Annotated in this window: 24 protein-coding genes and 3 pseudogenes; 14 read left to right on the forward strand and 13 right to left on the reverse strand. The window is 34.6% G+C overall.

Annotated features, from left to right (window positions below; genetic code table 11):
* Positions 1-70: 70 nt before the first annotated feature.
* The 10 genes from J3D55_RS19855 to J3D55_RS19900 all read right to left on the reverse strand — a co-directional run bounded on the left by J3D55_RS19855 (position 71) and on the right by J3D55_RS19900 (position 11,292).
* Positions 71-346 carry a hypothetical protein gene (locus J3D55_RS19855; protein ID WP_259133724.1) on the reverse strand — a complete coding sequence of 92 codons (276 nt, stop codon included), beginning with the start codon at positions 344-346 and terminating at the stop codon, positions 71-73.
* Between the two features lie 6 nt (positions 347-352).
* Positions 353-2,170 carry a DUF2207 family protein gene (locus tag J3D55_RS19860; protein ID WP_259133725.1) on the reverse strand — a complete coding sequence of 606 codons (1,818 nt, stop codon included), beginning with the start codon at positions 2,168-2,170 and terminating at the stop codon, positions 353-355.
* Positions 2,100-4,013: a DUF2207 domain-containing protein gene (locus tag J3D55_RS19865; RefSeq protein ID WP_259133726.1), complete on the reverse strand. Its 1,914-nt coding sequence runs from the start codon at positions 4,011-4,013 to the stop codon at positions 2,100-2,102. Before J3D55_RS19865 ends, J3D55_RS19860 begins: the two co-directional genes overlap by 71 nt.
* A gap of 3 nt (positions 4,014-4,016) precedes the next feature.
* The gene (locus tag J3D55_RS19870; protein WP_259133727.1) at positions 4,017-4,571 is read right to left on the reverse strand and encodes a LemA family protein; all 555 of its coding nucleotides are present in this window, start codon (positions 4,569-4,571) and stop codon (positions 4,017-4,019) included.
* 102 nt (positions 4,572-4,673) lie between these two features.
* Positions 4,674-4,985: an NIL domain-containing protein gene (locus J3D55_RS19875; RefSeq protein WP_259133728.1), complete on the reverse strand. Its 312-nt coding sequence runs from the start codon at positions 4,983-4,985 to the stop codon at positions 4,674-4,676.
* A 245-nt stretch (positions 4,986-5,230) separates the two neighbouring features.
* Complete coding sequence (locus J3D55_RS19880) at positions 5,231-5,887, reverse strand: YiiX/YebB-like N1pC/P60 family cysteine hydrolase (RefSeq protein ID WP_259133729.1); 657 nt, start codon at positions 5,885-5,887, stop codon at positions 5,231-5,233.
* A 134-nt stretch (positions 5,888-6,021) separates the two neighbouring features.
* A complete protein-coding gene (locus tag J3D55_RS19885) occupies positions 6,022-6,603 on the reverse strand; it encodes a hypothetical protein (protein WP_259133730.1) in 582 nt (193 codons plus the stop codon).
* 73 nt (positions 6,604-6,676) lie between these two features.
* Positions 6,677-7,450 carry a hypothetical protein gene (locus J3D55_RS19890; RefSeq protein WP_259133731.1) on the reverse strand — a complete coding sequence of 258 codons (774 nt, stop codon included), beginning with the start codon at positions 7,448-7,450 and terminating at the stop codon, positions 6,677-6,679.
* 6 nt (positions 7,451-7,456) lie between these two features.
* Positions 7,457-8,641: a hypothetical protein gene (locus J3D55_RS19895; RefSeq protein WP_259133732.1), complete on the reverse strand. Its 1,185-nt coding sequence runs from the start codon at positions 8,639-8,641 to the stop codon at positions 7,457-7,459.
* Positions 8,642-8,790: 149 nt separating this feature from the next.
* Positions 8,791-11,292 (reverse strand): fibronectin type III domain-containing protein, encoded by a 2,502-nt coding sequence (locus J3D55_RS19900; RefSeq protein ID WP_259133735.1) that lies wholly within the window; start codon positions 11,290-11,292, stop codon positions 8,791-8,793.
* A 282-nt stretch (positions 11,293-11,574) separates the two neighbouring features.
* Here J3D55_RS19900 and J3D55_RS19905 point away from each other — a divergent pair.
* From J3D55_RS19905 to proC, 5 genes and pseudogenes are all read left to right on the forward strand, one after another.
* Positions 11,575-12,781: pseudogene (locus tag J3D55_RS19905) on the forward strand (pyridoxal phosphate-dependent aminotransferase).
* A gap of 15 nt (positions 12,782-12,796) precedes the next feature.
* Entirely contained in the window at positions 12,797-13,279 is a 483-nt protein-coding gene (locus tag J3D55_RS19910; protein ID WP_259133737.1) for a hypothetical protein, read from the forward strand.
* Positions 13,280-13,284: 5 nt separating this feature from the next.
* Entirely contained in the window at positions 13,285-14,298 is a 1,014-nt protein-coding gene (gene murB, locus J3D55_RS19915; RefSeq protein WP_259133739.1) for a UDP-N-acetylmuramate dehydrogenase, read from the forward strand.
* Positions 14,299-14,309: 11 nt separating this feature from the next.
* Positions 14,310-14,867: a hypothetical protein gene (locus J3D55_RS19920; RefSeq protein ID WP_259133749.1), complete on the forward strand. Its 558-nt coding sequence runs from the start codon at positions 14,310-14,312 to the stop codon at positions 14,865-14,867.
* Between the two features lie 14 nt (positions 14,868-14,881).
* Positions 14,882-15,685 carry a pyrroline-5-carboxylate reductase gene (proC, locus tag J3D55_RS19925; RefSeq protein ID WP_259133752.1) on the forward strand — a complete coding sequence of 268 codons (804 nt, stop codon included), beginning with the start codon at positions 14,882-14,884 and terminating at the stop codon, positions 15,683-15,685.
* Positions 15,686-15,881: 196 nt separating this feature from the next.
* Here the strand turns inward: proC and J3D55_RS19930 are convergent, their stop codons facing one another.
* Complete coding sequence (locus tag J3D55_RS19930) at positions 15,882-16,304, reverse strand: VanZ family protein (RefSeq protein ID WP_259133755.1); 423 nt, start codon at positions 16,302-16,304, stop codon at positions 15,882-15,884.
* Between the two features lie 55 nt (positions 16,305-16,359).
* On the opposite strand from J3D55_RS19930, the gene lnt reads away from it, so the two are divergent.
* Entirely contained in the window at positions 16,360-17,994 is a 1,635-nt protein-coding gene (gene lnt, locus J3D55_RS19935; RefSeq protein ID WP_259133758.1) for an apolipoprotein N-acyltransferase, read from the forward strand.
* A 263-nt stretch (positions 17,995-18,257) separates the two neighbouring features.
* Here the strand turns inward: lnt and J3D55_RS22620 are convergent, their stop codons facing one another.
* Complete coding sequence (locus J3D55_RS22620; RefSeq protein ID WP_374759526.1) at positions 18,258-18,413, reverse strand: T9SS type A sorting domain-containing protein; 156 nt, start codon at positions 18,411-18,413, stop codon at positions 18,258-18,260.
* Positions 18,414-18,546: 133 nt separating this feature from the next.
* Here J3D55_RS22620 and rpmB point away from each other — a divergent pair, with 133 nt between their 5' ends.
* The 5 genes and pseudogenes from rpmB (at position 18,547) to J3D55_RS19960 (ending at position 20,616) form a co-directional block, all read left to right on the forward strand.
* A complete protein-coding gene (gene rpmB, locus J3D55_RS19940; protein WP_054511814.1) occupies positions 18,547-18,789 on the forward strand; it encodes a 50S ribosomal protein L28 in 243 nt (80 codons plus the stop codon).
* A 3-nt stretch (positions 18,790-18,792) separates the two neighbouring features.
* A complete protein-coding gene (rpmG, locus tag J3D55_RS19945) occupies positions 18,793-18,975 on the forward strand; it encodes a 50S ribosomal protein L33 (RefSeq protein WP_027373683.1) in 183 nt (60 codons plus the stop codon).
* Between the two features lie 19 nt (positions 18,976-18,994).
* Positions 18,995-19,147, forward strand: a complete 153-nt coding sequence (locus tag J3D55_RS19950) for a DUF4295 family protein (RefSeq protein ID WP_259133762.1) — start codon at positions 18,995-18,997, stop codon at positions 19,145-19,147.
* Between the two features lie 185 nt (positions 19,148-19,332).
* Positions 19,333-20,287, forward strand: a pseudogene (gene ftsY, locus J3D55_RS19955) (signal recognition particle-docking protein FtsY).
* 68 nt (positions 20,288-20,355) lie between these two features.
* Entirely contained in the window at positions 20,356-20,616 is a 261-nt protein-coding gene (locus tag J3D55_RS19960) for a GlsB/YeaQ/YmgE family stress response membrane protein (protein ID WP_259133764.1), read from the forward strand.
* 77 nt (positions 20,617-20,693) lie between these two features.
* On the opposite strand, the gene sppA is transcribed toward J3D55_RS19960, so the two are convergent.
* Complete coding sequence (sppA, locus tag J3D55_RS19965; protein ID WP_259133767.1) at positions 20,694-22,454, reverse strand: signal peptide peptidase SppA; 1,761 nt, start codon at positions 22,452-22,454, stop codon at positions 20,694-20,696.
* A gap of 19 nt (positions 22,455-22,473) precedes the next feature.
* On the opposite strand from sppA, the gene folK reads away from it, so the two are divergent.
* The 3 genes and pseudogenes from folK (at position 22,474) to J3D55_RS19980 (ending at position 25,520) form a co-directional block, all read left to right on the forward strand.
* Complete coding sequence (gene folK / locus J3D55_RS19970; protein ID WP_259135172.1) at positions 22,474-22,890, forward strand: 2-amino-4-hydroxy-6-hydroxymethyldihydropteridine diphosphokinase; 417 nt, start codon at positions 22,474-22,476, stop codon at positions 22,888-22,890.
* Positions 22,891-22,912: 22 nt separating this feature from the next.
* Positions 22,913-24,025: pseudogene (locus J3D55_RS19975) on the forward strand (outer membrane beta-barrel protein); the annotation flags it as partial.
* 34 nt (positions 24,026-24,059) lie between these two features.
* A complete protein-coding gene (locus tag J3D55_RS19980; protein WP_259133771.1) occupies positions 24,060-25,520 on the forward strand; it encodes an OmpA family protein in 1,461 nt (486 codons plus the stop codon).
* The last annotated feature ends 34 nt before the right edge of the window (positions 25,521-25,554 follow it).

Here is a 25,554-nt window from a genome sequence, read left to right on the forward strand (position 1 = left end):
CTTAAATCTTACCATATAAAAAAGCGTCCAATTAATTTTGAACGCTTTTTATTTTTAGGTAAATCCACGGTTACCAACCTCCGCCACCTCCGCCGCCGCCGCCTCCACCGGATGATCCTCCACCGGATGATCCTCCACCTGAAGAACCACTGGAGTCTGAACCGCCTGAATATGACGAACCACCAGAAGATCCCGATGAGGAAGAAGATGATGACGATGATGAAAAAGTACTTGCCGGAACAACGTTAGTTTCATTCAGCGTATTTGTAAAAGAGTCAGCAAAACTGTACCCAAAATGATTCTGAATATCTACATAAGGTTCAGCCGAATCTATCGTTTCCTGCAATTTATCTCAGAATCTTTTTCCCCAAATTCCTTCAACTCCAAAGACAATCGCATACGGAAGAAATTTCTCGTAGACGTCAGAAGACATCTCAGGAGGATTATGAAACTTTAATTGATTTTCTTCAGCAACACTCAGATACATTTTGAAACCATCGATTTCAGATTCCATTTTTACTTTTTCTTCGCTTGGCTTCCTTATTAAATATCTGAATATTAAAAGTGAGATTGCAGCAAATATCAAAAACTTAAAACAGTTCGACTCAAAGGAAGTTATTTCATCAGATCCCGCAAACGCCATGAAAAACAAAGGCAGCATAAATGCCGAAGAGAAGATCAATACAATAAAGAAGATGATCTTACTTCCGCTTTCCCAGATAAAAATCAATAATGCAACCAAAAGGCTTGCGAATAAAGTAAAGATAAAAGCCATCGCCAAAAATTTATAGCTTAATGTAACGATAGAATTAATAATAACTGCCGAAAAAAAGATCAGAAAAATTAATTTCAAAGCTTTGTAGACCATATTTTTATTAGAAATTTTCTCAACAAAAATCTTATTTTCTTTGATGATGAATTTCTCAAAATCCTTAACTGCATTTTTGATTTTGGAATTATACGTTCCGTTCACAGATATTTTCTTCTGAGATCCAAACATCTTTTGCAAAAGCAATTTCTGATCATCTTGTATATTATTACTATCTGATTCTAACTTTCTCAAATTGAATATTTTTGAAAGAAGAGATTCTTTCGTGTTTTTTACCTCATCAATATCCACAAAACCTTTTATGGACAGATCAACAAGATTTGCGGTCACCAAATTCGCATCGAATTTACCTTTATCAATATATCCCAAAGATGCAGGCGACAGATTATCCGGTGCATTAAACTGTGGAATCACTACAGGTTTCTCAGGATCTTTACCATATTTTTTCCAGTTTTTATAATAGAAAAATAGCAGGTAAAAGCTCATAATAATTAAAGCAAAACTCGGCCAATTTCTTTTTATCCATTTCATCAAAGTGGAAGGTTCTTTTAAAACACCAGCTTTAAAACCGACAGCTACCGTAAGATTTTGATATTCTTTTAAATCATTAGCTTTAAAAACAATTTGCGTTGAAGATAATTTTTCACTCGTGCAGTTTCGTTCTTTACTTCCTTGAACCCCGGTATAACAGGAATTTTGCAGAATATCCGCATTTTTAGGAAGATGAATCGTTGCTTGAATACTTTCAACAGGAAAGTTCCAGTCTGTTCCGTTTACATTCCAGTAAAATTCATCGTAACCTTTGAATTTACCAATCTGATCCTGTGTCTGATAAATAATTTTGTACGTATAAAATCCCGATTGCAGGTAAGAATTTTTATCTCCTATAAAAATTGTAAAAACACCGTTTTTATTTTCTTTGTGATAAGGTTCTTTTATACCATCTCTTTCAACTGAAGCTATATTGTACGAAATTTTTTCTTTTCCGCCATTGATATTTCTAACGGTTGGTAATGCACGAAAAATCCCTCTCTTAATGGCATTTCCATTGGCAAAAACTTTTATCGTTTCTGTTACCGTAACATCTGCGTTTTCAGCAATATTAATATCAGAATGAAAAGAGACAATCCTTTCACGTTGAATATTTGTTTGATTTTCATTAACAACATCTTCTGTAACGGCAGGCAATGCAATAACTTCTTCCTGCGCAAAAGCAAGAAAACAAAAGAAAAAGGCAAAGACTTGTATAAAATTTCTCATATATACTATTTTACCAACCGCCACCTCCACCGCCGCCGCCGCCGCCGCCGGAGAATCCACCACCGCCTGAGCCGGAACCACTGCTGGAACTTGATGGTTGTGTAGATGAAGTCTGTATAGAATTCGTGAGACTTGAGTTTAAGGCACTCGCAAAAGCAAGCTGATTGAGCGATGAACCATAATACCAGTTATTGGTATATTCCATAGCCATATTTTTCATGATCTGCTCAAATTTTTCGCCCCAAATAGCATCTACTCCCAATACCATTGCAAAAGGAAGTAATGTTTCGAAAACCTGAGGAGTCATCTGAGGAGGATTATGGAATTTGATCTGTTCGTTTTCCGCCGCACCCATATACATTTTGAAACCGTCGATTAAAGATTTTTTTCTTAATTTTTCTTCGCTTGGTTTTTTAATTAAAAACTGATAAATAATTAATGACATAAAAGCCAATGCAATAAAAATATAGCAAATACTGAAATTATTGTCTTCTGTCACATCATGGCCAATCGTTATCATCCCGCTTAGTCCCATAAAAACAATAATCGGAAAAGGAATAAACAGCCACGAAAGCTTTTTAATCACAAAAGTAAATATGATAAATGCAACGAGCAGAATGATATATAAAAATCCGCCAATCACTAATTTTCCAGGTTCCGGATAGATTTTATAACTCATTATCAATCCTATAGCATAAATAATTGTCATAAGGAAAAAAGGAAGCAGAAGTTTATTTCTGTTATTTCCTTCATTCAGGAATGTATCATGCTGAAATTCGAGCGCTGACCTAAAACTGGTTACTGCATTTTTAATTTTTTCGTTATATTTTCCATCAAACTTCACAGAATCGCTGCTTCCGAACAAATTATTCATCAGATTAATTTCTTCTTTTGGCAACAATTGATCTGGCTCTTTTAATTTCTGAACAGAGAAAATTTTAGAACTGAAAAATCCAAGAATTCCATCATTTTCACCTTCTATTATTTTCACATAACCTTTCACAGCAAGATTTACCAAAGCTGCTGTTACCTGATTATTTTTAAAACCTTCTTTTTTCAAATATCCCAATGATGCCGGAGAAAGATTATCCGGAACATTAAACTGTGGATAAACAACAGGACTTTCCGGATCGATACCATATTTTCTCCATGTTCGGTAATAGTAAATTAACAACCCGAAGAATAGTAAAGATCCAATAATTAAAATTCCAAATTTTTCCATAAAAGTTGGCGGCGGCGGCGGAATCATTATTCCTTTTTTGAAACCAACCGCTATGGTAAGATTTTCATTAGGTTGAAGATTTGAAGCACTCCATTCTATTGAATTTTCAGATAAAACTTTAGAACTACAATTCTTCTCGCTGCTTCCTGATTCTCCTGTGTAACAAGAATTTTGAATGATATCGGCTCCGGCAGGAAGATTAACTGTAGCAGAAATAGAATCTACAGTAAAGTTCCAATACGTTCCATTTACATTCCAATACAGTTCATCGTATTTATCAAAGAAACCGATTTGGTTTTCAGTTTCGTATTTTATTTCATAATTATAATCTCCGGGATCCAGAATAACATCTTTATTTCCGAGGTAAATTTCAAGAAAATCACCATTGATTTTAGTGTGATAATTTTCTTCAGCTCCATCTTTTTTAATGGAAATGATATCATACTTTACCCTTTGTTTTTTCTTATTAAGGTTTCTTGTAAGAGGCAACGCGCGGTAAATCCCTCTCTTTATTTCATTTCCGAGACTGTGAACTTTTATTTTTTCTGTAACGGTAATTCCCGAATTTTTGTTAACATCAATATCTGAATGAAAAGAAAGAATCCTTTCAGAATTATTGACTGTGTAGCTAGAATCTGACGATTCCTGAGAAAAACCTAAAGCGAAAATTAAAAGATAAAAAAGCAGTAAATACTTTTTCATTTTTTAAAACTTTACTGTTGGAACTACTCTTTCGGCGATATTATCCAATTCGAAGAACGGCGATTTTTCGAATTTATACATATTGGCGATTATATTGCTCGGGAAAGATTCTACCAACGTATTATTCTCACGAACGGTTCCGTTGTAATATCTTCTGGATTTTTCAATATCATTTTCAATAGAAGTCAACTCCGACTGTAATTGCTGAAAATTAGTATTCGCTTTTAGATCAGGATACTGTTCTGCAACTGCAAAAAGATTCATCATTGCCTGATTCAGATTTTTTTCAGCTGCTTCTTTGCCTTCCACAGAATTTGCTCCGATAGCAAGATTTCTTGCTTTTGTTACATTTTCTAATGTTTCACGTTCGTGAGTCGCATATCCTTTTACGGTTTCTACTAAATTCGGGATTAAATCGTGACGCTTTTTAAGCATTACATCAATACTGCTCCAAGCTTCCTGAACAAGATTTCTAAGTTTCACCAATCTGTTGTAGATAGAAACGCCATACAGTAAAAAGATCACAACAAGCGCAATAACAATAAGTAAGATTATCATAGTTTAAATTTTATTAAAAATAAGTCTTTTTTCCACACATAATGAAAAAGGATGCCTAAAAAAATCAGGCATCCTTTGTAATTAAAACTATATGAATCTCAACTATAAATATTTTCTGCAAGTATATTCTACAGAAGTACTTAAGAGTTTATTTTTATTCAGATAAAATTCCAGTTGTTCGAAATCCTCTGAATTTACATTAATGTATAACTGAACAGAACCGAAACTACGTCCGTTCACGTATTCCACGTTTGCTGACAACACTCTGTGGCAAATTCCAAACTGATTATAAATGGTATTCATCAAATGTTCGAACTTCATTTTTCCATTTAATTCTACTTCAAGGATCAATTCTTTTTTAGGCAGGTTGACTCTGTTTTGTAAAACCTGCAGGTTTGGATTTGGTGTCATCATAACAAAACTTTTTTTGGTTTAAATACTAATATTCATTGCTCTTTGCGTTAAATCTTTGACAAAAATATAAAAAAATATTAGTCTACCAAATTAGTAGGGTAATATTTTTCGATTTTAACTGAAAATTTTTCTTCGAAATGTATATTTTGTTTAAACCATTTGCATTTGTTGCATAAAAAAACGGGCTTCCTTCGACAAACTCAGGATAATATGCCCGTTTCTATTGATATATTTCTTTGTGAAAATTATTTAAGTTCCATTATTCTTTCCAGTTTATCTGACGCAGCTAAACCGTTTGGATTGCAGCCCAATTCACCTTCGGGAACTTTCAGATTTTTCTTTTGATAAAATTCTTCCCAAAAAGTATTTGTTTTTCCTGTTTTCGGATCAATGAAAGTCATGGGTTCCAATTTGAAAATATGGTCATTTCTAAAAGCTCTTTCAATAAAATCTGAACAGTAATAGGAATTTTCATCCAAAATATAATTAAAATTGTACGGTTTTCCTACCATCAATTCTGCTTTTGAAATCGCATTTGGAATTGAGGCTTGATATTGCGATTTTAATCGATAAACAACGACTCTTTGTCTGTCATTTGCCTGATCTTTCAGAAAATCTTTTATATTTTGTTTTTGAGAACCATTTTGCGGAGCTGCGTGAAGAACAAAAACACCTTCTTTACTTTTTTCTAAAATTCCGATATGATCGAAGGAAGCGTTTTTTTGTTTTTGAGTAACATTATTAATTGCTCCCGAAAGTCCGGTTTCTTTTGCGGTAACGAAAAGCAGATCACCATTTTTCAAGCCTGAAATTTGCGCATTTTTGCAGCTTACAATTCCATTTAAGAGAAAAATAAGTGCACAAATTTTCAGTGATAAATTATTTTTTAAAATTCGTTTCATAAATCGTAATCATTTAATTCCGTTTCAATATTCTTCAAATTAACAAAATTTTAATGAGAATCATTTTTAAATCAAATCAAAAAAAATCAGCCCTACAAAAATGTAAGACTGATCTGAATTGTATGCAATGATAATTATTTTACAAAATTATAAACATTCATCATCTGAACATCTTTACCGTTTTTCTGTAAGAATAATAGTTTATTTACATTTGGAACAAACTGAATCAGGTTTCCATCTGTAAATCCGTAATTCATAAAGAAGTTTTTCCCTTTATAATCAAGCGTCAATTCTTTTGGAGTCAAACTTGAAAAATCAAAAGCTTTCATAGAAAAGCCTGTGTTTCCGAATGCTCCTTTTGGATATACCGAAGAAACATAGAGATTATCGCCAGATTCAATCACCTGAATTCTTCTTCCCAAAGGATTGCTTCCAAGCGGAACGAATTGCTTCACCTCCCCTTCTTTATTGAATTTCATTAAAACTCCGACATCCAATTTGTAAACAGGATCCGGAAAACGGTTCATCGCAGTCGGCAAAGGTCTTGAAATACTTTCCTGCTGAACAGCCAATAAAACCTCATCGCCTTTCACGATTGTTTTAATTACTTTTACATCACTCATATCTTTAGCTCCTGCTAAATTCGTATTGCTGATTACTGTTTTTCCGGATTTAATATCATAAAACATTACCGTTCCGAAAGTACTTGCAGCCAATGTTACCGCCTGATTTTTTCTCCCGAAACTTACCAGATAATCGTTGTCATTTTTGCTGATCGCATATAACTTTTCAGGAATATATTTGTCGTCGAAAGGAAGATCTTTGTCTTCTGTATTTGAAACCAGTTTCTAATTTGTAAGATTCTTTCCAACCTGCTGCTTTACGCAACAGAACGATCTTTCCTGAGTTTGTTAATGTTAAAGATTTCTCCACATAATCGCTGCTCAACGAAATTTCTTTGCTCCAAACCGGAGAAAGCGTACGTAAATCTAAGACCAATGCATCATTGATATTATCCGTTTTTTTGCTTGCATATCGATCATTGAAAACTACCACATATTTCCCGTTTTCAGAGAAAACTACATACGTTGTTCCAGATTTGTTGGTGGATTCAATCGTATATTTTGCAATACTTTTTGTGGTGAAAGTTCCGCTCTTTTTGCTGAAAACATGTTGAAAAACTTCTTTTCTGTTTTCTTTCCCGAAATATTCTTCCGTAAAAGCGACAAATCTATCCTCATCAATTTGTTGAGAACCCAAATAATTGTGAAGAACTCCGTTTGTTTTGTTGGCGTAATCCTGAATGTAGGTATCAACAAGACTTCCGTTCTGATCTAGCTTTCTCATCAATAATTTCTTGTGAGGGAAAACATTTCTCATCAATCCGTCGATATTGATTGCGCTGAACATATAAGAATTGTAATCGTCTGCCAATACCAGTTTTTCATCTTTTTCAAGATTAGCATCCGTTGTAAATTTGGTTCCTTCCACTACTTTTGTCTGCGCGAAAGTACAGACAGAAGCTGTAATTAATGCCGAAGCAATAATCTGTTTAATTATCATATTTTCTTAGTTATTATAAATTTTTTCTTCTAATTTTTTTAATTCCAGATTGGCATCGTAGGATAGTTTGATGTCTACCAAATGCTCCTGCAATTCGTTTAAATATTTTTCTGCTTCCTGATAATTTCCTAACGCAATATTTAATCTTATTAAATTAAAATAAAGATACTCCCCGATTTTCTGATTATAAAGGGCTTTTTTGTCGCTGTAATTCACTTTTGGTAAAGCAGATTTCCACAAATCGATTCCTTTCTGCATATTTTCCATAGCGACTTTGTTGGGAGCGTAATCAGATTTCGCCTGAAGTTTTTTCAGGTTGGTTGTTACATAGATGTATGCTTTTTCCAAATCATCGTAATCTCCTTTATTTTTTACAGTTTCCAGGGCAACAGTAGAATTTATCGTCTGATAACCGAAGTTTTCATTAATCATATTCCTTGTACGATCCATCGTTCTCTGCAGATACATTTTTTCATGAGCATTAAGGTTAAGCTCATTTGTAGGAACACTTGCAATTTCCGAGAAATCTGAGAAATAGGTTTTATCTAATTTCACAGCTCCGTTTTGCTTCCCAATAATTCTAACGGGTTGATTGGCAAATGTTTTCCCCTGATTGTCCTGAAAATTTGTTCTTTCCATTTGTACGGTAACGTCGAGAGCATTTCCGCCTTTTGAAAACCCGGCAACATCCATTTGAGAAGCAAGGATTTTATTATCAACAATTAAAGCATCTCTAAGATCCGGCTGTCTGTAAAGCGGCATCGGAGGAATATTGAGAACAGGTCTTGAAGGCAATCTCAACATCGGTGCTCCGTTTGTGGCTGCAATTTTTTCAACGGCGGATAATTTACTGTATTCTGCGGATTCTAGTTTAAATTTTTCCTGAAGCTTTTTTACTTCTGCTTCGTAGTCTTTTAATCTTTCCTGATGTTCAATTTTAGCAGTTTCTATGTTGGTCTGATAATTATCCACCTGTCGCTGATAATCATCTTTTGATTGCTTTAAAACATCATCTTTGGTAATATTGTAGGGAGAATTTACCGTAATGGTATAGTTTCTGTCTTTCAGATCACTTGCAAAAACAGGTTCTTTCAACAGCTGAAAACTGATTGTTTCTTTATCAATTCGCTGTGCAAAAACAAAGTGAAAAGGAAATAACAGAATAACAAAAAATAGATTTGATTTCTTCATAGGTTTCATAGTTTGAGCGCAAAAGTATGATATTTTATCAACATAATCTTTTTAAACTTCATTAAGAGATACCACAACTTTTTAATTAAATAAAAAAGACAGCTACACTTTTGGTATAGCTGTCTTGCGTAAATTATTAAGGTTAAAAATTATTTTTTAATTGCTTTTACAGTAGATACAGATCCATCTTTAAATATAATGGTTACTAGATATAATCCGGAATTCAATTCACTCAACTGAAGTTCTTTACCAGGATTTTCAATAGTTTTCACCACTCTTCCTGACACATCTGCAATTGAAACAGATTTCATATCTCTAGTTTCAGCAATGTATAAAACATCTTTGAATGGATTTGGATATACCTTAACCTCATTTTTCTTAGCAGATGTTTCGGCAGTTGCCAAAGCTCCGGTTACTTCAAATATAAAATCAATAAATTCTCCTCTTGTAATAGCTCCACAAGGATTTGAAGGTGCTGAAGTATTAAAATCAGTCAACAATCTCATTCTGTAATTTCCTGGAGCCGTTCCTGCAGGCACAGCAAAGGATCCTGAAGTAGTTGTTACATAACCAGAAGTAGCAAACATTCTTTCTGTAGTTTCAAAAGTTAAATTATTATTCCAGTCTACCCAAATCCCAAATCCACAAGTAGGACCTCCGGCTGTTAAAGCTATTGAAGTGTTAACTCCTACAGCATTTGATATTTTATTACTGGTTGCAGTTAAGTTTTGATATCCTCCGGCTATACCAGCTGTTGATGTATAAGCCATATTGGTAGTTGCCCCTGTTGAACTAAAAGCAGAAACCCAAGAATTCTGGTTTGTAGATGAAGGTAAGCAATAACCCGTTCTAAACGAAGCTACAACTTCACTCCAAATACTCTTATCGGTAGTACCACAGTTAGACCTCACCCACACATAGTAAACAGTATCAGCTAATAACCCATTCAACGAAGCAGAAGCCGTACTAGAAGTTACAGAATTCGTACCATCTAAAACGGTAGTTGAAGTAGGTGCTGTATTCGTTGTACTGTAATATACTTCATATCCATTTGCTGGAGCAGGAGTAGGCGCTGTCCAGCTCACTGTTGCTGAGTTCGTTGTAAAACTAGGAACTGTAACTGCAGTTGGTTCAAAACAAGAAGGAATTTCCTGAACAGTAATATTATCAATATAAATACCACGATTAGTACCTCCTAAGCCATGCTTAAACGCCAATTGTAAATCAGCACCCGCTGGGATATTAACAGTGTATTGCGTTTGTGTAGTCGTTAAAGTAATAGCAGAACCAATTTGTGTAAAAGAAGCCGGATCTGTAGGGTTTGATAAAGTACCTACTAATAGCGTGTAATTAGCACTCGCCGATTTTGCATAGAATCTCACACGTTTGTTACCATCTGAAAGATTTATTGTTGGAGGTGAAACCAACATTTGGTTACCTGTAGTACCACTCGCATTATATAGATAGTAAGAATTTGGTGATGAAAAAGGATTTGACGCAACTACATATCCATACCCTGCAAATGATACACTTTCTAAATATGCCCAACAGCTTGGTGTATTATTATTTGTAGAAGAACCCGTACTTGTAGTATCAAAATTCTCTGTATACGGAACCGTGAAAGTAGAACAAGCTGTTTTGAATGTTCCGCCAAAAGACCAAGAACTTTGGCTTGTTCCGGAACTACAGTTACTTCTTACCCAATAATAATAGTTGGTATTAGAATTAAGACCTCCAATTGTCGTACTCGTACCTGTTACTCCTGTATAAGTAGGAGTTGCTGTACTTGCAGGTATTGCGTTTGAAGTACTGTGATACACATCGTAGCTTACAGCACTGGTTGGAGCTGTCCAAGAAACCAACGCAGAATTAGCTGTTATACTTGCAGCCGCCTGTAAAGTAGGAGGAGTACAACTAGAATATGCATCTACGGAGAAAGCAAAAACATTCGGAAGACCTGAACCACTTGCTTTAGTTATCGTTACACTTTGTATCAGTTTCGTTTGATTTGCCGCATCTATTAGCAATTCACTTTGATATAATCTTGGGTTTGTTCCGCCTTCAGGTGATGGAATATCATCAGCAGCATTAGGAGTTGCACCCGGTTTTTTAACCCTTCCGATCCCTTGAATCGCAAAGTTAGCAGCATTATACCAGTCTGCAAGAGCGACGCCTGAAAATGTCTGTGAAGTAGCATCTGTAAAATTTACAACGACATTTACGGTAGAAGTTCCGCTTCCACTTACGGCAAGCATATACAATTTAGTTGCTGCTTTTGGCGTTGTAAATAATAAAGTTCCCGCATCATTTACTGCAGCTAATCTCAAAGAATTATTAGCATTAAAGCTTGCTAACTGATAACTCAACCCTGGAGTTGTGGCCACCACAGAATTAATAATCCCATCAAGAGGAATGCCATAAGTAATAGGCGCACTTGCAGCAGTTAGCTGAAAATCTTTAGCTACAAAAGCGAAAGAAACTCCGTCTACGTCATTATTTGTAGTAACCGTTGAAGAACCTATCCCATTCGCAATTACATCTGCAGAAAAGCCGGAAGATATAGGCATCTGTTGATAGTTTTGAGCTGCCACAGAACCGGCAGATAAAAGAGCCACTGTATTGAAAGCTCCTAAAAGTAGTCTTAATTTCATATTTACTAGTTATTGTCGCCGTAAATTTATAAAAAAAACAATATAAAAATCATATTAATAATATTTTTGTAAAAATATTTCAATACCATTAATAAAAACAATATTTAATCACAAATAATTGAATTAATTATTCAAAAACATATGATAAATAAAATTAGAAATCAGCTACATATCAAATATATTATTACGAATTATAAAATATAAAGAAAAACCTTTCTTAGTAAGCATTATTTTAATATTGGGAAATTAAATCTTATTTTTGCCATACAAATTATTTGAACAATGCCTAATATTTCAAACAGAGCACAACATATGCCGGCTTCACCGGTAAGAAAACTGGTTCCTTTTGCCCTTAAAGCCAAGCAAAAAGGAATAAAAGTATACCACCTTAATATCGGGCAACCCGATATTGAAACCCCGGAAACGGCTCTTAATGCTTTAAAAAATATTGATTTAAAAGTATTGGAATACGCACTTTCTGAAGGTAACATCGAATATAGAAAAGCTCTTACAGATTATTATCACTCGCTGGATTTTACAGATCTTACGCCTGATAATTTTATCGTAACAAACGGAGGATCAGAAGCGTTGAACTTCGCCATCTCTACTTTATGTGATGATGGTGATGAAGTGATCATCCCGGAACCGTATTATGCCAATTACAATGGTTTTACAAGTACGTTTAACGTTAATGTAGTTGCCGTTCCTTCAACGATCGATACAGGATTTGCACTTCCTCCGATTGAAGAATTCGAGAAAAAAATTACAGACAAAACAAGAGCAATCATTATCTGTAACCCGGGAAATCCTACAGGTTATCTTTACACTCGTGAAGAGCTTCAGCAATTGGCAGAAATCGCTGTAAAACATGACATCGTAGTTATTTCAGATGAAGTTTACAGAGAATATGTTTACGACGGAAAACAACAGGTTTCAATGCTTGCTTTCCCTGAACTGGCAGAAAACTGTATTATTATCGATTCAGAATCAAAGCGTTACTCAATGTGTGGTGTAAGAATTGGATGTTTAATTACCCGTTCTAAGAAAATCCACGATGCTGCAATGCTTTTTGCGCAGGCAAGATTAAGTCCTGTTTTATTGGGACAAATTGCTGCAACTGCCGCTCACCAAAACGACGGAGCTTACATCAGAGCCGTAAGAGAAGAATATACACACAGAAGAAATGTATTGGTAGATTTGCTTAATGCCATTCCGGGAGTTATCTGTCCGAAGCCAAAAGGAGCTTTCTACTGTGTTGCAGAAACTTCCTGTTGACGATACAGAAAAATTTGCTCAATGGTTGTTAGAAAAATATTCTTTCCACGGTGAAACGATCATGGTTGCACCTGCAGGAGGATTCTACAGCAATCCGGAATTGGGTAAAAAACAGGTAAGAATCGCTTACGTTCTAAACGAACACGACTTAAGAAAAAGTGCTGCTATTTTAAAAGATGCGCTTGAAAAATATAAATTAGAATTCAATCTTTAATTTAAAATAATTATTATGTCAGCAATAAAATATCTTAGTTTGAAAATTTTCTCTCTAACCGTTTTATTGCTGATATTTTTTTCTTGTGACCGTAAGAAAACCGAAAATATTTCTTCAACAAATCCAAGTGAAATTATTTCTATCAATTATTCGGATATTGGAGGACAACTCGGAAATTACAAGATCGTAAAAGTCACAAAAGACTCTATTCATCTGGAAACAGGAATTACCAATAAAAAAATTCATAAAGAATGGAAGTCGGCAATCACACCTCAAATCTGGGCAAAATTAACATCAACCATTGACGTAAAAACGCTGGATAAAATTAAAAGTTCGCCCAGTAAACAGTCTGTAGACGGATTTGATGAAACTTTCCAGATCAGAACCCCGAAGAAATACCATGCTTACGTAAATTCGTATGCCGATACGGTTTATTACAAGCAGCTTCAAAAATTAAAAGATCAAATTCTAAACATTCTTCCAACAGAATACAAATAAAACCAATGCAGGAAAATTTTTCACTTCAGCCATACAACACTTTCGGTGTAGATGCAAAAGCAAGATATTTTGCCGAAATTTATTCTATTGAAGAATTAAAAGAAGCACTCAGCTTTTCAGATACTCAAACGCTCCCGCTTCTTTTTATAGGTGGTGGAAGTAATATTTTATTGACTAAAGATTTCGAAGGATTAGCTATTAAATTAAGTTTAAAAGGAATTCACGAAGATTTAATTAATGAAAATGAAGTTTTAGTTACGGCAAAAGCAGGAGAGAACTGGCATGAATTCGTGATATTTTGTCTGGAGAAAAATTATGGCGGATTAGAAAATCTTTCCTTAATTCCGGGAAATGTGGGAACTTCACCGATGCAGAATATCGGAGCTTACGGAACTGAAATTAAAGATACTTTTGTAAGTTGTACTGTTCTTAATCTTGAAAACCTTCAACTGGAAACTTTCAATTTGGAACAATGCAAATTCGGGTATAGAGATTCTATTTTTAAGCAGGAAGGAAAGGGAAAATATGTAATTTTAGAAGTTACTTTTAAACTAACAAGACAAACCCACAAGATAAAAACGGAATACGGAGCGATAAAATCCGAACTGGAAAATTTAGGAATTCAAAATCCAACGATTCAGGATATTTCGAAAGCTGTCATCAATATCAGACAAAGCAAATTACCCGATCCGAAAGAAATCGGAAATGCGGGAAGCTTCTTTAAAAATCCAACGATACTTTTAACGCAATTTGAAGAATTACAGCAGAAATTCGAGAATATTCAAGGATATCCGAACGGAGATTTTGTGAAAGTTCCGGCTGGCTGGCTGATCGAACAATGCGGCTGGAAAGGAAAACAAATCGGAAATGTTGCTTCACACAAGTTACAGTCTTTAGTTATTGTAAACGCAACAGGAAGCGCAACAGGAAAGGAAATTTTCGATTTCTCAACAGAGATTATTAATTCTGTGAAAGAAAAATTCGGGATCGAATTGGAGAGAGAAGTGAATATTATTTAAAAATCAAAATTATGTCAAAAGATTTAACAGAAAAGAAGTTCAAGGAACATATTCAAAAGCATATTGACAGAGTTAATTTCGTTAAGGTAAACCTTACAGATGATTCTTCAATATTAGGATTTATCGTAAAAGCTTCAGACGATTTTCTGATGATCGAAGAGGCAAATGATTTCTCTTTAGCCGGAACAAAAATTATACCTTATAATAGAATTTTGGGAATTCGGCATAGTGCTTCTGATAAAGTTTCTAAAAGAATTTATTCGGAAGAAAGTCTTATAAAATTAAATCAAAAAATAATTGATAACACTTCCTTAAAAGATTTTGAATCTCTTTTCAAATCTATTAAAAAACAAAACTTTCACTGCATTATTGAAAGTAGAAAAAAAGATCAGGAAATATTTTCGATAGGGGAAATTTTAGAGATAACTGAAAAATCGGTTGTTATTAAAAATTATAATCCGATTGGAAAAATTGATAAAAAACCTAGAAAAATCAGTTTCAAAAATATTGAATTAATTAACTTTAACGACAATTATTCCGTAGTTTTCAGAAAATATTTATATAAATAAAACCAAACACAAATATGAAAATCGCTATTCTCGGAGCAGGAAACATGGGTTTATCATTTTCAAAATCATTTTTGAAATACGAATTGTTAAAGCCTGAAAACCTGCATTTAATCACCAGAAATCAGTCCAAATTTTCAAAAATATCAGAAGAGTTTCCAAAATCGAAGATTTCAACTTTTGATGAAGTTCAAAAATTGGATGCAGATCTGATTATTATTGCCGTAAAACCTCAAGATTTCCAACATCTCGCTGAAAATTTCAAGTTTCAGTTAAAGGAAAAACAAATGGTTCTCTCGATTATGGCAGGAATTAAAATCGAGAAAATTCAAAAATTATTACATCATCCTTTAGTTGTAAGAGCAATGCCGAATTCCCCTACTCTTTTAGGAATGGGAATTACGGGTTATACTTCTGCGCAAGGTATTTCTTTCAGTCAATTAATTAGTATTGAAAGACTTTTAAACTCAACCGGAAGATCAGTTTATCTGGAAAATGAAGAGTTATTGGATGGTGTTACGGCTCTTTCCGGAAGCGGACCTGCTTATTTTTATTACATTGTGGATGCGATGATAAAAGCCGGTGTAGAGATGGGAATCGACGAAAATCTTTCCAAGCTCTTTGTACAGCAAACCATGTTGGGAGCTTATCATATGATTAATAATTCTGATAAAAACCTGGAAGAATTAATTCAGGCTGTTGCGTCAAAAGGTGGAACTACAGAAGCTGCAATGAAAACGTTTAACGAAAATAATTTTAAAGAAATTCTAAAAAACGGGATTCTTAATGCCGAAAAACGGGCGAAGGAATTGAATGGATAGAATTTAAACCATTAAGGAAAATTAAGAAGTTAAGCTTTATTAAGAAATACTGTGAGTTGTCATCCCGTAGGGATCTAAGCACGAATCTTTCAAAGCTAGTATCTAAATAACTTTGCTTAGATCCCTACGGGAAGACAAACTTTGTGGATATTTTGTTAGCATTATATAATCAAAAAACTTAATTTTTTCCGATCATCTAAACGACCCAGTTCCCAAAACGTTTCTCCATAAATTTCCGAAGTAAAAATCCTAAAAACACGCCAAAAGTATTCAGGATAATATCGTCCACTTCAAAAATCCCCATTCTTGTAAAATACTGGAGTGCTTCAACGATAGTAATTACTGAAATAAAAGCAAAAAGCAGTGTTTTTAAGTCTTTAAACTTAGAAAAAATCCAGCCCAGAAATCCGAAAGGGATAAACATGACGACGTTTCCTACAACAATAATCACGATATCTTTCCACAAAATGGTTCCTTTTATAAAATTTATCGTAGAAATAATAGGTTCCATCGTTAATAAATTATCATCAAACTGCGTTCTGCCCATTCCTAAAAACATAAGGTATAGCAAAAACAAAGTATAGGGAATGATAATAATTTTATAAAATTTCTTTAACATCGATTGCAAATTTATTCATTTCAAAAACATTAAATTTGTGTGTTAAATAAATTTAATGAAATACGTTTTACTTACGCTCATTTCAGCGATGCTGTTGTCGATTTCGTGGCCCACTTACGGTGTTCCGTTTTTTATATTCTTTGCCCTTGTTCCGCTTTTGATGATGGAACACGGTGTGTCAAAATTCTCCAATTACAGCAGGAAAAGCTGGGTCGTTTTCGGACTTTCCTACTTATGTTTTGTAATTTGGAATGTAGTGACAACGGGTTGGCTGTACGGCTCAAAAAACCCTGACGGAAGCCATTCTATGATGGCGGTTTTATTTCCGGTTTTGGTTAATTCCTTGTTGTATTCTCTTGTTTTTCAATGTTATCATTGGTACAAAAATGCACAGGGAACATATTGGGGATTAGGATTTTTAATTGCAATCTGGATGAGTTTTGAGAAATTCCATCTCGGTTGGGAACTCACTTGGCCTTGGCTGAATCTTGGAAATGTATTTGCCGATTACCCGAAATTAATTCAATGGTATGATACGTTGGGCGCAACCGGGGGAAGTTTTTGGATTTTAGTCATTAATGTTTTAATATTTTACACCGTTAGAACTTGGGAAGCCGGAAGAAAAAGGAAAGATTTAATTAGAAACACATCTATTGTGGGAGCTTTGATCCTAATTCCGATGATTATTTCCATGATTAAATTTAATAGTTTTAATGAAAAGCCAATCGGAAGCGTAAATGTTTTGATGCTTCAGCCCGATCTTGATCCGTATGCGGAAAAATATTCTCAAGACAGTTTAACCATAGAAAATGATCTTTTAAGCTTAGCCGAAAGAAATTCAAAAGGAAAAATAGATTATTATATTGCTCCCGAAACGGCACTTCCGGGAAGAGGTTCTATTTCGGAGAGAGCTTTTGAGAAGAGTTTAATTTTAAACAACCTTAAAGGATTTTTATCAAAACATCCGGGATCTGTTTTCTCAACAGGAATTTCTTCGCATAAATTTTATACCAATAATCAGAATTTACCAAAAGAAGCTTATCAACTAAATCCAGGACTTTGGGTGGAGAGTTTTAACTCCGCGATTCAGGTTGTTCCGAATCAAAAAGTGGAAGTTTATCACAAAGGGAAATTGGTTCCCGGTGTTGAAATTTTTCCTTATATGAGTTATTTAAAGCCGCTTTTAGGCGACGCCATGATTAATCTGGGGGGAACGGTTGCTTCTTTGGGAACGGATAAAGAAAGGATTGCTTTTTCCAATCCTTATAATAAAGGAAAAATAGCTCCTATTATCTGTTATGAAAGTATTTATGGGGAATTCACAACCGATTATGTGAAAAAAGGCGCTAATTTCCTTGCCATCATGACCAATGATTCTTGGTGGGGCGTTACGGAAGGTCACAAACAGCTTTTATCGTATGCAAAACTAAGAGCCATCGAAACAAGAAGAGAAATTGCACGCGCTGCAAACAGCGGAATTTCGGCTCATATCAACGCAAAAGGTGAAATTACGGAAGATACTTTTTATGGAGATAAAACCACTTTATTTGCCAAAGTGAACCTTTATGACAACATGACTTTTTATGCAAGAGCGGGAGATTTACTTTCTCGATTTTCAATTTTTGCGTTGGGATTTTTGTTGTTTTATTTCTTGATTAAAAGGTTTCAGAATAGAATGAAGAAAGCTTAAGTTTTCCCACAGATCTCACGGATTTTCACGGATGTTTGTGGTTTATTTTTTTTATTAATTGTGAATTTTTCAAATTATTTTAAACACTAATTTTCACTAATTTTTCTACAAATAACCACAAACATTTGTACAAATCAGTGAAATCTGTGGGAGGAAAAAAATAAAAGAGCGACTCAGAAAAATCTCGGTCACCATTTAAAATAAAAATTAGAATAAGAAAAGCCAGCTGAACGTCTGGCTTTTCTTATTGATTGAATGTTCAATTATTTAATAATAAGTTTTCTGGCGGTTTCTTTTTGTTTTGTTTTTAATCTTATCATGTAAATTCCTTTCGTTATATGAGATACATTGATGGATTGATCGCTGTTTAATATAAAATTATGAAATTTATCATTCGTAAAGCCAATGCCCGCTGAGATTAAAGATTATCTTAAAATCAAGATGATGAATGTGTAACTTATTTGTAAATAATTTCATAAAAGATTTGTCTATCTAAAAAATTCTTCGTTATTTTGCAACCTCAAATATTATACAAATAAAGAACATCGAGATATGTCAAGAATTTGCCAAATAACAGGAAAGCGTGCAATGGTTGGTAACAACGTTTCTCACGCTAATAACAAAACGAAGCGTCGTTTTGAAATTAACTTATTGGAGAAGAAATTTTACCTTCCAGAGCAAGATAAGCACGTAACACTGAAAGTATCAGCTCATGGATTGAGAGTGATTAACAAGATTGGAATCGAAGAGGCTATCGAAAGAGGCACTAGAAACGGATTGATTAAAAAGAACTAAATCATGGCAAAAAAAGGAAATAGAGTTCAAGTAATCCTTGAATGTACAGAGCACAAAGAAAGCGGTATGCCAGGAATGTCTAGATACATTTCTACTAAAAATAAAAAGAACACTACAGAGAGATTAGAGCTTAAGAAGTACAATCCTGTTCTTAAAAGATCTACCCTTCACAAAGAAATCAAGTAATTTATAAATATAATTTACCATGGCAAAGAAAGTAGTAGCAACCCTACAAAGCGGTCAGTCAAAAAAAATGACTAAAGTTGTGAAAATGACTAAGTCTTCTAAATCAGGAGCTTACGTTTTCGAAGAAAAAGTAATGAATGCAGACGAAGTTGATGTTTATTTGAAAAAATAATCTTCACTTTATTTACAATATAAAAAACTACTCATTTTTTGGGTAGTTTTTTTGTTATCTTTGCTTTTCTAAGCTGGAAGTCAGAAGCTAAATGTAGCTTTCCTATTAAGCAGTAGAATTGCAAACATCCAAACTTCCATCACCCAGCTTCCAGCATTAATCAATAAAATTCCTTAATTCATACAATGAGTTGGTTTAAAAATATTTTTAAAAAAGAAGAAAAAGAAACTTTAGATAAAGGATTGGAAAAATCTAGTCAGGGTTTCTTTGAAAAAATGACAAAAGCCGTAGTCGGCAAAAGCAAAGTAGACGATGAAGTGTTGGATGATCTGGAAGAAATCCTGATTGCATCCGATGTTGGCGCATCCACTACCATTAAAATCATAGGAAAAATTGAAGAGCGTGTTGCAAGAGATAAGTTTGTAAGCATAAACGAATTAGATAAAATTCTTCGTGAAGAGATTTCAAGTCTTTTGCTTGAAAATCCTCATGCAGGAACAGGAAATATTGATACCTCCAAAAAACCTTACGTCATCATGGTTGTAGGAGTAAACGGCGTTGGAAAAACGACAACGATCGGAAAATTGGCGCACCAGTTCAAATCTGAAGGAAGAAAGGTTGTTTTGGGAGCTGCGGATACATTTAGAGCTGCTGCTGTCGATCAATTAGTGATCTGGAGCGAAAGAGTTGGCGTTCCGATTGTAAAGCAGGAAATGGGTTCTGATCCGGCCTCTGTGGCTTTTGATACGGTACAAAGTGCCGTTGCTCAGGAAGCAGATGTTGTTATTATTGATACAGCAGGAAGGCTTCACAATAAGATTAATTTGATGAACGAACTTTCAAAAATCAAAAGAGTAATGCAGAAGGTGATTCCTGATGCTCCTCACGAGATTTTGTTGGTTCTTGACGGTTCTACAGGTCAGAATGCTTTCGAGCAAGCAAAGCAGTTTCACGGCTGCAACAGAAGTAAATGCTTTAGCGGTAACAAAATTAGACGGAACAGCAAAAGGCGGTGTGGTAATCGGCATCTCCGATCAGTTCCAGATTCCTGTGAAATATATCGGTGTCGGAGAACAGATGCAAGATTTGCAATTATTCAATGGTACGGAATTTGTTGACTCGTTCTTCAAGAAAAGATGATTTTAATCATGTTTTCCCTATATTAGCAATACCAAACTTTAAATATTAACAAATTAAAAAATGCAACTATGGGAATTTTAACATGGATTTTATTCGGTCTTATTGCCGGAGCAATCGCAAAACTTATTATGCCGGGAACTCAAGGAGGAGGATGGCTTATTACAATTATTTTGGGAATCGTAGGAGCTTTCGTGGGAGGAGCGATCGGAGTGTATATCCTTCATTGGGGTGATGTAACTTCTTTCTGGAACCCAAGAAGCTGGATTTTATCGATCGGAGGAGCGCTCATCGTTCTCTGGATCTACGGAATGGCTACAAAGAAAAGCTAGAAAACTTTTAGAATAAAAAATAAAACGGCGGATTTGAAATTTCAAATCCGCCGTTTCTTTGTACAATATAATTTAGTTTAGTCGATCTTGATCTGGTAAGGCATTTCCATTTTCACCTCAGACTGTAGTTTTCTTTCTTCTACGATCTGTTGCAGGATTTCATAATTCGCCTTTCCTATTTTGCTTTTAACTACTCTTGCAGAAATATCATCTTCATTAAAGTCTTTAAAAATCTGCTCAAACGGAGTCATTCTTTTCGGATAAGATGAAACTGTGTAAGACGATTTTAAACCTGCTTTCTGAGCTGCAAATTTCACGGCATCATTCAGTGTACCCAATTCGTCTACAAGACCGATTTGCTTAGCTCTGGTACCGCTCCACACTCTTCCACCTCCGATATTATCGATCTGTTCGAAAGTCTTTTTTCTGTTTTGAGTCACAAAATGCACAAATCTCTTATAAGTACCTTCAACGCTTCTCGTAATAAGGCTCACTCCGTAAGGTGTAACACCGTTTAAAGAAGAATAATACTGAGAATTGGCGTTTGTAGCGACAATATCTGCACGGATTCCGTTTTTATTAGCAAGATCTTTAAAGTAAGGAATTACCCCGAAAACTCCGATCGATCCTGTAAGTGTATTCGGCTCAGAATAAATTTTATCTGCTGCCATCGCAATATAATAACCTCCGGAAGCTGCATAATCTCCAAAAGAAACGATAAGCGGTTTTTTCTTTTTCAGTTGTTGAAGTTCAAATAAAATCTCGTCAGAAGCATTGGCGCTTCCTCCCGGAGAATTAATTCTGAAAACAACAGCTTTTACTTTATCATTATTCTGAAGATCTTTAATATATTTAATGTATTGCTCAGAATGAATATCATTATAATTATCACCACCGTTGATAGAACCTGAAGCATATAAAACAGCCACTTTATCGCCCGATTTCTCATCATCAGAATAAGAAGCAACGTATTTTCCTAAAGAGATTTTATTTACCTTCTCATCATCTTTTAAGTTTAATTTTGACTTAATTAATTGATCATATTCTGTTTTCTGAATTAATTTATCAGCCAACTTATATTTTAATCCCAAATCTGGAATCATTCCATATAAACTATCGACAATCGTTCTGAACTGAGCGGTATCAATTTTTCTGGAAACCGCCATTCTTGATGAAGTATTTTTCCAGATATCATTTAAAAGCGTGCTTAGCTGTTCTTTATTTTCTGGAGAAATATCATTTCTTAAGAAAGGTTCAACCGCAGATTTGAATTTCCCATGACGAATTACTTCAATCCCGATTCCGTATTTATCTGCAAAATCTTTATAAAAAGTCACTTCCGTTGCAAGACCTTTAAGCTCGATCATTCCTGATGGATTCAAATAATATTGATCCGCAACAGATCCTAAATAATAAGAAGACTGAGAAACGGCATTTCCATATGCATACACAAATTTCCCGCTCTTTTTAAAATCCTGAATCGCATTTCTAAGATCATCAATCTGAGTAATCCCCGCAGTAAGCTGATCGGCTTCAATGCTTATCCCTTTAATATTATCATCAGTTTTTGCTTTATTAATGGCTTCAATTGCATCATAAATAAGAATACTTTTATTCTTATCACTAAAACCGAATAATCCTTTCTGCTCTTCAGTCGGGCTGTCTATTATATTTGTTTTTAAATTAATTGTAAGTACAGAATTCTTTTTTACAACCACAGACTCCTCACTTCCCATCGCACTAAACACAAGCATTATGATAAAAAAGAAGAAAAACACGGCACATAATATGACGATAGCCACTATATTTGCCAGTACATTTTTAAAAAAACTTTTCATAAATCAATCATTTCGTAATATGTCGCAACATAAAGTGGTTTTGTTACTAGGAAGTAATCTTGGAGATCAAAAAAAAAATTTAGAAACAGCGCTGGAAAAAATCAAGAAAGGGGGAAATGAAATATTACAGATTAGTGAATTTTTAACATCCGAGCCTGTAGAATTTGCCAGTTCCAATATTTTTTGTAATATTGCAACGATAATATTTACACATCTTTCACCAATCCAGCTGCTTAATTTTGTTAAAAGCATTGAAATTGAGATGGGAAGAGTTAACGATTCTAAAGCAAAAGGAGGATATGCAGACAGAGTTATAGATATAGATATCGTTAAGTATAATGAATTAAAATTTTTATCAGAAAGATTGGAAATCCCTCACAAAAAACATCTTTTTGAAAGAGAGTTTTCCAGAATATTATTAAAAGATTTTATCTGAAACAAAACATAAAACATATTGTATGAAATTAGGTTTATTATTATTGGCCACATTGCCTATTGCTACTTACGCACAGGATAGTATAGCTGTTACTTCAAATAATAAGTACCCCAATACATTCTCTTCAGGTTCCGCCAATGTTCAACCTTTCGACAACAAGGCTAAAAGATTCAATGACTGGTCTGTATCAGTCGGTGGTGGTGTTGCTTTTATGGCGCACTCTGATCTTAAATCAATCACTGACAAGAAGATCAATTGGGGTTATAATACCTATGTGAGTTTAGACAAACAAATTTCTCACGTATTTGGAATCAGCCTTATCTATCAAAGAGGTGAAACAACACAGAAAGCTCAACTAGAAGGTGCTGCAGGTATAGCTGCCGGAGTTGCAGAAGCGAAAACAAAGTATAATCAAGTTGCCTTAATGGGAGACGTTAACCTTTCGAATATTTTGAGAAGAGTTGACAATCATTCTCCTTACAGATGGGCTTTACATGGTTACGGAGGTATAGGTTTAATGAACTTCAATACATCATTACATGATAATAATGAGTTCAGATGGAGCACTACTCCCGCTAGAATCCCTCTATTTATTAATCAAAAATTAGATATTAATTCAGTTTATTATCAGTTTGGGGTAGGTGTGAAATATAATGTTTCAAAACTTATTGACATTGAAGCCAGAACCATGTATATCATTAGTGGTGATGATGAATTTGACGGAGGTGGATATGCAGGTCCGGATGATTATGATCCGGCTTCTAAAGTATCTAAATACAACATGATTGAGAAAAGAAGATCAGATAATGCATGGACTGTTAACTTAGGAGTTTCTTTCAAACTAGGAAAACATATGTCTCATCTTGCATGGCACGATCCTTTACAAGAAGCATATTACAGAGTTGATGTTTTAGAAAATAAAAGCACGGAGCTCGTAGTTTGTGAAAAAGGAGATCTTGACAACGATGGAGTTTGTGATGATTGGGACAGACAGCTTGATACTCCTGCAGGTGCAAGAGTTGACGGTGCGGGTGTTGCTTTAGATATGGACTTGGATGGAGTTATCGACTTATACGATAAGTGTGTAACTGTTCCTGGACCGGTAGAAAACCAAGGTTGTCCTACTACAAATAAATAAATCATTTAATTAACTAAATAAAAAATACACTATGAAATTAAGTTTAGCAATTGTTGCATTAGCATTAGCTGTTCCTACAGCCAGCTTTGCACAAGACTCAACTGCAGTAGTTTCAAATGGAGAATATCCAAATACATTCTCTTCAGGCTCTGCGAATGTTTCCCCATTTACAAATAAATCGAAAAGATTCAACGATTGGGCGATCTCAGTTGGTGCGGGTGTACCATTGATTCAATCTGCAGATTTAACATCTATAAAGAATGGTAACGGTAAAAACCTTTTTGGTTATTCTGCATATATCAGTATTGATAAAGCTATTACACATGCTTTTGGTATTAACTTACAGTACGATAGAGGAGAAACAAGACAAGGATGGTTCAATACCAAAGATGCTGCTCCTGCAAATGCTTCTGCATATCAACAAGTAGCTGCAAGAACTCAATATGATGCGATTACATTATTAGGAGACATTAACTTTTCAAATTTATTGAGAAGAGTTGATAACCATTCTCCTTACAGATGGGCATTACACGGATACGCAGGTATCGGAACTTTAGCTTATAGAGCGTACCAGAAAGACGAAACAGGACAAAGAATGGTAACAGAACTTAAGCCATTCCAACTTGGTTCTATGTTCGCACAAGCCGGTGCCGGTGTTAAATATAAAGTTAACAGAAGAATCGATATCGAAGGTAGATTAATGTATGGTGTTACAGGTGATGATGAATTCGATGGTGGAGGTGACAAATACAGTGCAATCAACAAACGCGAAGAGCAGGTTTCTGATAACTTCTTTAACGCAACGATAGGTGTTTCTTTAAAACTTGGAAAACACGAATCTCACTTAATGTGGCATGACCCACTTCAGGAAATCTATTACAAATTAGATGTATTGGCAAACAAAAACCAAGATATCGAAGTTTGTAAAAAAGGAGATCTTGATAATGATGGTGTTTGCGACGATTGGGACAGACAGCTTGATACTCCTGCAGGTGCAAGAGTTGACGGTGCTGGTGTTGCTCTTGATACTGATCTTGATGGTGTAATTGACCTTTACGATAAGTGTGTAACTGTTCCTGGACCGGTAGAAAACCAAGGTTGTCCTACAACTACTCCTCCAGTAACTGGACCAATTGTAGAAACAGAAACGAAATTAGATGGTATCGAGTTTGATTTGAACTCAGACAGAATTTTACCTTCTAATACTCCTATCTTGAACAATGCAGTTAGTTATATCAACTCTTCAAACGGATCTTATACAGTAATCGGTGCTACAGATACAAGAGCTTCTGATGCTTATAACCAAAAATTATCTGAAAGAAGAGCTAACAGCGTTAAAAAATATCTAATTAAAAACGGTGTTCAGTCTGATAAATTAAACTCAGTAGGTAGAGGTGAAAAAGACCTTAAATATCCTGAGTGCGACCCTGCTACTAAATGTCCTGAATGGAAAAACAGAGCAAATAGAAGAGTTTACTTCGAAGCTAAATAATAAACTTATTAGTAAATTATATAAAAGTCACGCT

The organism is Chryseobacterium ginsenosidimutans (assembly GCF_024807225.1).
In the GTDB taxonomy this organism is placed as follows: Bacteria; Bacteroidota; Bacteroidia; order Flavobacteriales; family Weeksellaceae; genus Chryseobacterium; species Chryseobacterium ginsenosidimutans.